Source organism: Carnobacterium sp. AT7, from assembly GCF_000171855.1.
Classification (GTDB): Bacteria; Bacillota; Bacilli; order Lactobacillales; family Carnobacteriaceae; genus Carnobacterium_B; species Carnobacterium_B jeotgali.
The window spans coordinates 1-8361 of sequence record NZ_ABHH01000050.1 but is presented as its reverse complement, the minus strand read 5'-3'; the positions used below and the strand labels follow the sequence as shown (position 1 = coordinate 8361).

Sequence of the window (8361 nt, the reverse complement as noted above, 5' to 3'; positions counted from 1 at the left end):
TTTGACTGGGGCGGTCGCCTCCTAAAGTGTAACGGAGGCGCCCAAAGGTTCCCTCAGAATGGTTGGAAATCATTCGCAGAGTGTAAAGGCATAAGGGAGCTTGACTGCGAGACCTACAAGTCGAGCAGGGACGAAAGTCGGGCTTAGTGATCCGGTGGTTCCGCATGGAAGGGCCATCGCTCAACGGATAAAAGCTACCCTGGGGATAACAGGCTTATCTCCCCCAAGAGTCCACATCGACGGGGAGGTTTGGCACCTCGATGTCGGCTCATCGCATCCTGGGGCTGTAGTCGGTCCCAAGGGTTGGGCTGTTCGCCCATTAAAGCGGTACGCGAGCTGGGTTCAGAACGTCGTGAGACAGTTCGGTCCCTATCCGTCGCGGGCGTAGGAAATTTGAGAGGAGCTGTCCTTAGTACGAGAGGACCGGGATGGACACACCTCTGGTGTACCAGTTGTTCTGCCAAGGGCATTGCTGGGTAGCTATGTGTGGACGGGATAAACGCTGAAAGCATCTAAGCGTGAAGCCCCCCTCAAGATGAGATTTCCCATCACGTAAGTGAGTAAGACCCCTGAGAGATGATCAGGTAGATAGGTTGGAAGTGGAAGTCTAGCGATAGATGGAGCGGACCAATACTAATCGGTCGAGGACTTAACCAAATTTTTTAAACGGTGTAAGAGGGTTTCAGAACGAAAAATGATTTTTAACTTATCCAGTTTTGAGAGAACAACGTTCTCTTGATTGAAATTGTGTGGTGATGATGGCAAGAAGGTCACACCTGTTCCCATGCCGAACACAGAAGTTAAGCTTCTTAGCGCCGATGGTAGTGAAGGGTTTCCCTTTGTGAGAGTAGGACGTTGCCACGCACATTCAATTATTCCGCAATAGCTCAGTTGGTAGTAGCGCATGACTGTTAATCATGATGTCGTAGGTTCGAGTCCTACTTGCGGAGTTCCATAGTCAAACTATGTAAATATAAACGAGATTAGTTTAAGTGAACCCCACCTGGAGAGTTGTCCGAGTGGCCGAAGGAGCATGATTGGAAATCATGTAGGCGGTGAACACTGTCTCAAGGGTTCGAATCCCTTACTCTCCGTTTGAAAAAACGGCCCGTTGGTCAAGCGGTTAAGACACCGCCCTTTCACGGCGGTATCACGGGTTCGATTCCCGTACGGGTCATCAGTAACGACGTTACTGGTTAAAAAAAGCAGTAGTAAGATTCTTCGGAGGTTTAGCTCAGCTGGGAGAGCATCTGCCTTACAAGCAGAGGGTCGGCGGTTCGATCCCGTCAACCTCCATTGGTTTAAGTTATAAAAAGGTCTCGTGGTGTAGGGGTTAACATGTCTGCCTGTCACGCAGAAGATCGCGGGTTCGATTCCCGTCGAGACCGTTGGTTTGAAAAATTAAATAAACCATTTATATAATGGCCTGGTAGCTCAGTTGGTAGAGCACTTGATTGAAGCTCAAGGTGTCGGCAGTTCGATTCTGTCCCAGGCCACCATTATTGGAGGGGTAGCGAAGTGGCTAAACGCGGCGGACTGTAAATCCGCTCCTTCGGGTTCGGCAGTTCGAATCTGCCCCCCTCCACCATTTTTTAAAAGAAATAACCTTTATAAGATAGGGGTATAGTTTAAAGGTAGAACTATGGTCTCCAACACCATCAGTGTGGGTTCAATTCCTACTACCCCTGCCATTTTTAATGTAAGATGGGCAAAAAAATAATTACCATGGCGATTGTGGTGAAGTGGTTAACACACCGGATTGTGGTTCCGGCATGCGTGGGTTCGATCCCCATCAGTCGCCTTTTTTTTTCATGGGCTATAGCCAAGCGGTAAGGCAAGGGACTTTGACTCCCTCATGCGTTGGTTCGAATCCAGCTAGCCCAGTTTAATTGAATGAACCATTCAACTAAAAAGATGGCGGTATAGCCAAGTGGTAAGGCAGAGGTCTGCAAAACCTTCATCACCGGTTCAAATCCGGTTACCGCCTTATGTTCGAAAAGATGAAAAAAAGTAGTCCATATGCCGGCGTGGCGGAACTGGTAGACGCGCTGGACTCAAAATCCTGTGCCCGCGAGGGCGTGCCGGTTCGATTCCGGCCGCCGGTATACTAAATACACCTCACATCTATAAGATGCTAGGTGTATTTTTTTGTTCATTTCTTTAATCAGTCTCTTTGGAATCGTCGTCAAATGGTGTGGATGCTTCAAAGATTCTTATGAATAGTGGCTCTTCGTCAAATGGTGTGGATGAGCAAAATTTAGTTAAAATAAAATCTAATTTAGGCAGCGTGAGGTAACTGACTCATGCTGTTTTTTTTCGCTTTAAAACTAATCAAAATACGGCATCTAAAATTCTGGAAATTCCGATAACCATAAGCAACCCGTTTAATGACTTTTATTTTATTGTTTGACCCCTCTAAAGCACCGTTGGAATAGGGATACATAAAAGTATGTTTGATCCTAGGCAAGTGTTTACGCAGGGTTTTAAGGGCAGTCTGCATAAAAGGAGACAACTCCTTTGGAGAAGTCTTCAGTATAAGGTCTTTAAATCCTTTATAGTCATTTTTTTTAGAATAATAAAGAAGATTTTGATACAGATCATATGTCGCTTTAAGGGTCTCGTCGAGCGTGAGTAGGTAGTCAATGATTTCTGTATTCGGTAAAGGCTTTTTAAAGAGTCGTTGATAGCGGTAATCCTTAAAATTCAAGTCATCTGAGTCTTTTAATAGAAGTTGCCAGTACCTTTTAAATTTTCTGTAGTTCTTTAAATCTTCTGAATTAGAGGTATTGAATCGTTTCATTAGTTGAACTCTGGTTTGATTCAACGAACGTGAGAGCAACTGAATGATATGGAAACGGTCAATGATTACTTTAGCATTAGGAAAGAGGTCTTTAACTAATGTAAAGTAGGCCGCGTTCATGTCTACGACAATCGTTTTTACAGTCATCCTCGTTTTATAGGGATAGCGCAGAAAGTGCTTGTGTAAAGCGGTTAAGAGCCGAGTTGGCAAGATATCAATCGGTTCATGTGTATCTGCATCGGAATAAATAAAGCTCATTTTGCCTTCGACGTTTTTAACGGATTTAAATTCATCAAAAGAAAGGTGTTGCGGCAAGGATTTGAAATTGTTTTTAACAGACTGATTGAGTTGTTTCAAGACTCTGTCTGTAGTGGTAGGAGAAACAAAATGCCGTTTAGACAGGTCTTTTACAGAAGTAGTGTCGGCTAATTCAACTGCAATAGACTGTTTGACCCGCTTAGCGATAAAACAGCCTTGTTCGATCTCAGGAGACTGAGCAACAAAGGTCACACCGCATTCTCTACAAAGAAATCGTTGTTTCTTTAACTGAATATAAGTTGGATAGTGAGTAGAGCTGACCCATTTAACCCTAGAGGTTAAATACCCATTCTTAACAATAGAGTAGGAGTGATTTTTCATCCCGCAACACTCGCAGTGAGAAGGCTGATACGTTAAAGTGGCATAGTAAACTTTTGATCTGAATCCTTTGATTCTCTTCTCCTTACAAAATTTTTCATCAAAAAGAATGTTTTTATCTTTTAAATCGAGTGCAATTCGGATACAATTATTACGAGGCATATGAATTTTCCTTTCTAGTGAGTTGTGGTGACTTTATTCTAACTGGAAATTTCATATGTTTCTATTTTTTTGCACAAAAATAGGTGTGAATGAATTTCTTCATCCACACCAAAAATTATACAGCCTGAATAGTCGGATTGGCTCGTAAGATCTTTCAAGCCTTAAACATTCTACAGGACTACAAACAACCCAATCCCTCCAGAATATTAAGTATGAACTAAATTCATTTATCTAAACTAAAAATATAGAGCCAAAATTTCTGGAAGACTGTAGTTCTATAGGGGTCTAAAAAGAAACTTCATGTATTATCTATGAAGTTTCTTTTGGAGCAGTCATACCCATTGTTGAATAATCTGTAAAATTTATTTAAAGAAACTAGTTTAAATCCAAAAAATAATGGACTAACTAAGGAGTTGCTTTGCCACACAAAGACCAGCAGCTGATAAAGCTCCATTTATAGCTGAATAATTTTTAATTTCTATAAGTGTTTTTTTCTTTGTTGCTAATAGAGCAATGTTTTTTTCTAAATAATCTTTTATTAAATCTAAAAGTTGTTTTTCTGAAAAGAGTTCACCATGAATAATCATTTTATCTGCGTCAATCATCATTGAAAGATTATTTAGGGTAATCGAAAGGTACTTAATAGCATTGTGCAAGATATTTATGACGCCCTCATCACCCAACTTATAGGCTTGTAGGATCACTTCAATTGTGAGATGAGCTCGATCTGTCGCTAACTGCCTCAGATAAGTACTATCAGATTTATCAAAAAGAATTTGAGATTTTTTAATGATCCAAGATTCGCTAGCATAAGTTTGCAAGCATCCTCTTTTGCCACATTCACAAAGCTCACCATCAGGATGAACAACTATATGACCAATTTCTCCGACTAAATTATTATTATCCCCATAGAGATTACTTTGATAGATTGATGAACAAAACATTCCTCGACCTACGTGCACAAAAGTAAAATTATTATCGGTGCTATCGTGACCAAATAACCGTTCTGATAAAGTCATACAGTGAACATTATTTTTGAAATACACTGGTAAGTTTATTGTAGAGAGTAATTGTTTAAAGTTGAAATTAGTCCAAAATGAATTATTTGTTAAAATTGATTGGTTTTCCTCATCGAAATGTCCAGGTAATGCAATCCCAATAGATTGAGGATGGTAATTAGAGCAGTGTAAAAGAAACGAGTGCAATTCAGTAACGAATAAAGATGCAGTAAGATTTCTTTCGGGAGTGGAAGGATCATTTGTTAGAATCTTTTTTTCAAATAAATTTTGTTTATTGTCAATAAGACAATAGGCAAAGAATTTTTCTGATAGTTCTACCCCAATGTAAAAACTATGATTAGGTGAAATGTCTAAAGAAATTTTTTTTCTACCGGATTTATTTGTATCAGAAACGATTTCACCAGTCTCGTGAATCAACTGTTCCACAATTAAGTTTCCAACAATATCACTTACTGTTGCTGGTGTGATCCCAGTTGCTTGAGAAATATCAATCCTTGATAAAGGCCCCTTTGTATAAATGATATCTAATATTTTGGTTTGTAATTCCTTCTGTCTTTTAGTAATCTTCATAGAATCCTCCTTAATATCACAAAATTAGTATACAACATTAATTATTTTTTATAAACAACTATTGGAACGATTTAGGTTGACAGGGGGCTATTTATCGATTAACATAAGGTTGTTGATAACAAAATATTAACAAATATGGTTTTGAACAGAGTTTTCCTGGTTTGTTATTTATAATTTATAACCAATAAAAAATTATGGAAAGGGATATGCCTAGTAACTTGGCTAACGCTAAGTATTTAACGTTATTAGATTGAATTAGAATGATAACGGTAACAAATAAGTGAGTAAAAGAAAGATAAATAAAAAAATGATAGGGAGTTGTATTATGACAAAAAGATTTATAAGTGCTAACGCTTCAGAAATTATGAATATGACCGCTGATGAGCTGAAACAAAGTATTAAAGCAAGTGAAGGAAGAATTGTGATGTCTGAAAATGTCGTGGAGAGAGAACCGTTTATTGAGGACATTACAAATGCAGAAATTGCTAGAGCATTTGGGGCAGATTTAATCTTGTTAAATGGGATAGATGTGTTGAATCCTAAAATTTCAGGTTTAAGTAATCAGGATGGATCATTTGTGGATCAGCTTCATAATTTGGTCGGTCGTCCAATCGGTGTTAACTTGGAACCGGTTGATGAAGAAGCATCTATGGCAGAAGATCGTTTAACGATTGCTGAAGGTAGACAAGCAAATTTAAAAACAATCAATGAGATTGAATCATTGGGATTAGATTTTGTTTGTTTAACAGGAAATCCAGGAACGGGTGTTACAAATACTCAAATTGAGAAAACAATCCGTACTACAAAAGAAGTGTTTTCAGGGTTAATTATTGCTGGTAAAATGCATGGCGCTGGTGTTTCAGAGAGCATAGTTGATTTAGAAACGGTAAAATCATTTATTGAAGCTGGGGCAGATATTATTTTAGTTCCTGCAGTGGGTACCGTACCTGGATTTGATGAACACGAATTGAAAGAAATCGTTAAAGCTGTTCACAAAGAAGGTGCATTAGTGTTGTCAGCTATTGGAACAAGCCAAGAAAGTTCAGATGAAGATACAATTAAGCAAATTGCTATTCGTAATAAAATTTGTGGTGTTGATATCCAACACATTGGAGATGCAGGCTATGGTGGAATTGCTCCAGTAGAAAATATTTTTGCTTTAAGTAAAGCTTTACGAGGTATGCGTCATACTGCTTCAATGATGGCAAGATCGGTACACAGATAAGTAGTAGAGGAGGAGATTTTATTGAGTAATATTAATGATTTTTTAGAACGAAAATTAATGCCAGTTGCTTCAAAAATAGGAAATAATAAGTTCCTTGTTGCGATACGTGATGGTATCACATTGGCAATGCCGTTGATTATTATTGGTTCTTTATTTATGGTCGTAGCAAGTTTTCCAATTCCGGGTTGGGAAGAATGGCTTGGTAAAGTAGGTGTTGCCGATTTTCTATGGAAAGGAACAGATAGTAGTTTTGGACTGATTGGCTTAATAGCAAGCTTTGGTATCGCATATAGTTTAACAAATCAATTTGGAGTAGATGGGGTTCCATCCGGTATTATTTCATTGTCATCTTTCATTGTAGTAACACCTTTTGTTACTTCTGACGCTGGTGCTGGAATGCCCACAACATATATGGCAGCAAAAGGTTTATTCGTGGCTATTATTGTCGGGTTAATTAGTGGTTATATCTATCAGTGGTTTATAAACCACAATATTCAAATTAAATTACCAGAAACTGTGCCACCAGCAGTTGCAAAAAGTTTTAGTGCAATTATACCAGGTGCATTTATTGTTACATTTTGGTTGATTATCTATGCAATTTTAATGAAGTTAAATTTACCCAACTTACATGATATTGCTCAAGTAGTTTTAGGAGGCCCTCTAGGATTACTAGGAAATAATGTATTTGGTACAGTTATAATTGTAGGTTTGAATAGTTTGTTCTGGTTTGTGGGTATTCATGGAGGAAACGTGGTTAATTCAGTTATGCAACCGTTATGGATTGCTAATCTAGATGAAAATCGCGCTGCTTATCAAGCGGGTACCGAACTACAACATATTTTCACGATCTCTTTTATGGATAATCTTGTCTATATTGGTGGTGGTGGTGCAACTCTTGGTTTGGTTTTAGTATTAGGGTATTTAGCTCGTAAGAAAAAAACAAGTAAACAAACAAAAGTCTTAGCTCCCATTACCGTAGTTCCAGGGATTTTTAACATTAACGAACCAACTATGTTCGGACTACCTGTAGTATTAAATGTTATGTTGTTGGTTCCGTTTATTCTTGCACCAATGGTCAATGTGGTGGTTGCCTACCTTGCAATGGCATCAGGGCTAGTTCCGTTGACTCGAACAGTTGCTTCATGGACAATGCCACCAATCATAAGCGGCTTTTTAGTAACGGGAAGCATTAGTGGTTCGATCTTACAAATTGTATTAATCATAGTAGATGTATTGTTATACTTGCCATTTTTCTTAGCTGTTGAAAAAGGATTCAAAGCTGAAGAATTGGGAGAATCAATGGCGCAAGAGCAAAAATAAATGAATTAGAACTTTAGATAAAGAATAGATATAAAAAAAGCTTAACTTCGATAGCAAATTGAAGTTAGGCTTTTTTTTATAACAGGAAAAATTTGTAAATACAAATTAATGTTATGACTTTACAAATTAAATGAAAAGGGTTACAATAATTTGTGAAAAGATATTAAAAGGAGGAGAAATAGATGGAAAATAACAAATGGATTATAATGTTAGGAAATATGGCTACTAAGATCAACGGCTACAAGTATATCATAGCAATCAAAAACGCTTTTACCGCATTAATACCAGTAATCATTACAGGGGCTTTTGCAACACTATTCTCTAATATGGTATTTGATTCAACTAATGGATTAGCACAAATAGATGCGTTAGCATTCTTGGAAGGATTAAAACCAATTTCTCAAGCTATTAACTACGCTACGATGAATATGTTGACAATTAGTGCAGTCTTTTTAATAGGAATGGAAATAGGAAATCTAAATAAAGAGAGCGGATATTTCCCTGGATTACTAGCAGTCATCAGTTACATAACCGTCAACCCTACAACACTAGAATTGTTAGTTAATGATAAAATGCAAGTCGTAGAAAACGTATTGTCTCGTAACTATACGGATACAAAAGGACTATTT

4 protein-coding genes, 12 tRNA genes, 2 rRNA genes and 1 pseudogene are annotated in these 8361 nt (G+C 38.0%); 17 read left to right on the top strand and 2 right to left on the bottom strand.

Annotation, left to right across the window (positions count from 1 at the left end):
• The 14 genes from CAT7_RS11620 to CAT7_RS11555 form a co-directional block, all read left to right on the top strand.
• Window positions 1-657: ribosomal RNA gene (locus CAT7_RS11620) — 23S ribosomal RNA — on the top strand; the annotation flags it as partial.
• A 91-nt stretch (window positions 658-748) separates the two neighbouring features.
• Window positions 749-864: ribosomal RNA gene (gene rrf, locus CAT7_RS11615) — 5S ribosomal RNA — on the top strand.
• A gap of 12 nt (window positions 865-876) precedes the next feature.
• Window positions 877-950: transfer RNA gene (locus CAT7_RS11610), tRNA-Asn, on the top strand.
• Window positions 951-1005: 55 nt separating this feature from the next.
• Window positions 1006-1094 (top strand) — tRNA-Ser (locus tag CAT7_RS11605).
• An 11-nt stretch (window positions 1095-1105) separates the two neighbouring features.
• Window positions 1106-1177, top strand: a tRNA-Glu gene (locus CAT7_RS11600).
• Between the two features lie 46 nt (window positions 1178-1223).
• Window positions 1224-1296, top strand: a tRNA-Val gene (locus CAT7_RS11595).
• A 19-nt stretch (window positions 1297-1315) separates the two neighbouring features.
• Window positions 1316-1388: transfer RNA gene (locus CAT7_RS11590), tRNA-Asp, on the top strand.
• 35 nt (window positions 1389-1423) lie between these two features.
• Window positions 1424-1499, top strand: a tRNA-Phe gene (locus CAT7_RS11585).
• A gap of 5 nt (window positions 1500-1504) precedes the next feature.
• Window positions 1505-1588, top strand: a tRNA-Tyr gene (locus tag CAT7_RS11580).
• 29 nt (window positions 1589-1617) lie between these two features.
• Window positions 1618-1691: transfer RNA gene (locus CAT7_RS11575), tRNA-Trp, on the top strand.
• A 37-nt stretch (window positions 1692-1728) separates the two neighbouring features.
• Window positions 1729-1801, top strand: a tRNA-His gene (locus tag CAT7_RS11570).
• Window positions 1802-1812: 11 nt separating this feature from the next.
• Window positions 1813-1884 (top strand) — tRNA-Gln (locus CAT7_RS11565).
• Window positions 1885-1916: 32 nt separating this feature from the next.
• A tRNA-Cys gene (locus tag CAT7_RS11560) sits at window positions 1917-1987 on the top strand.
• Window positions 1988-2021: 34 nt separating this feature from the next.
• Window positions 2022-2105 (top strand) — tRNA-Leu (locus tag CAT7_RS11555).
• Between the two features lie 173 nt (window positions 2106-2278).
• On the opposite strand, the gene CAT7_RS11550 is transcribed toward CAT7_RS11555, so the two are convergent.
• Both CAT7_RS11550 and CAT7_RS11545 read right to left on the bottom strand, forming a co-directional pair.
• Window positions 2279-3598: an ISL3 family transposase gene (locus CAT7_RS11550; RefSeq protein WP_007725816.1), complete on the bottom strand. Its 1320-nt coding sequence runs from the start codon at window positions 3596-3598 to the stop codon at window positions 2279-2281.
• Window positions 3599-3999: 401 nt separating this feature from the next.
• Window positions 4000-5187: an ROK family transcriptional regulator gene (locus CAT7_RS11545; protein ID WP_007725814.1), complete on the bottom strand. Its 1188-nt coding sequence runs from the start codon at window positions 5185-5187 to the stop codon at window positions 4000-4002.
• 325 nt (window positions 5188-5512) lie between these two features.
• On the opposite strand from CAT7_RS11545, the gene CAT7_RS11540 reads away from it, so the two are divergent.
• The 3 genes and pseudogenes from CAT7_RS11540 to CAT7_RS11530 all read left to right on the top strand — a co-directional run.
• The gene (locus CAT7_RS11540; protein WP_007725812.1) at window positions 5513-6412 is read left to right on the top strand and encodes a DUF7916 family protein; all 900 of its coding nucleotides are present in this window, start codon (window positions 5513-5515) and stop codon (window positions 6410-6412) included.
• A 57-nt stretch (window positions 6413-6469) separates the two neighbouring features.
• The gene (locus tag CAT7_RS11535; RefSeq protein WP_050771822.1) at window positions 6470-7732 is read left to right on the top strand and encodes a PTS sugar transporter subunit IIC; all 1263 of its coding nucleotides are present in this window, start codon (window positions 6470-6472) and stop codon (window positions 7730-7732) included.
• A gap of 182 nt (window positions 7733-7914) precedes the next feature.
• Window positions 7915-8361, top strand: a pseudogene (locus tag CAT7_RS11530) (PTS sugar transporter subunit IIC); the annotation flags it as partial.

What these genes read in the sequence shown, in the direction of transcription:
- CAT7_RS11550 (WP_007725816.1), bottom strand. Translation starts at nt 3,598, where the DNA reads ATGCCTCGTAATAATTGTATCCGAATTGCACTCGATTTAAAAGATAAA.
- CAT7_RS11545 (WP_007725814.1), bottom strand. Translation starts at nt 5,187, where the DNA reads ATGAAGATTACTAAAAGACAGAAGGAATTACAAACCAAAATATTAGAT.
- CAT7_RS11540 (WP_007725812.1), top strand. Translation starts at nt 5,513, where the DNA reads ATGACAAAAAGATTTATAAGTGCTAACGCTTCAGAAATTATGAATATG.
- CAT7_RS11535 (WP_050771822.1), top strand. Translation starts at nt 6,470, where the DNA reads ATGCCAGTTGCTTCAAAAATAGGAAATAATAAGTTCCTTGTTGCGATA.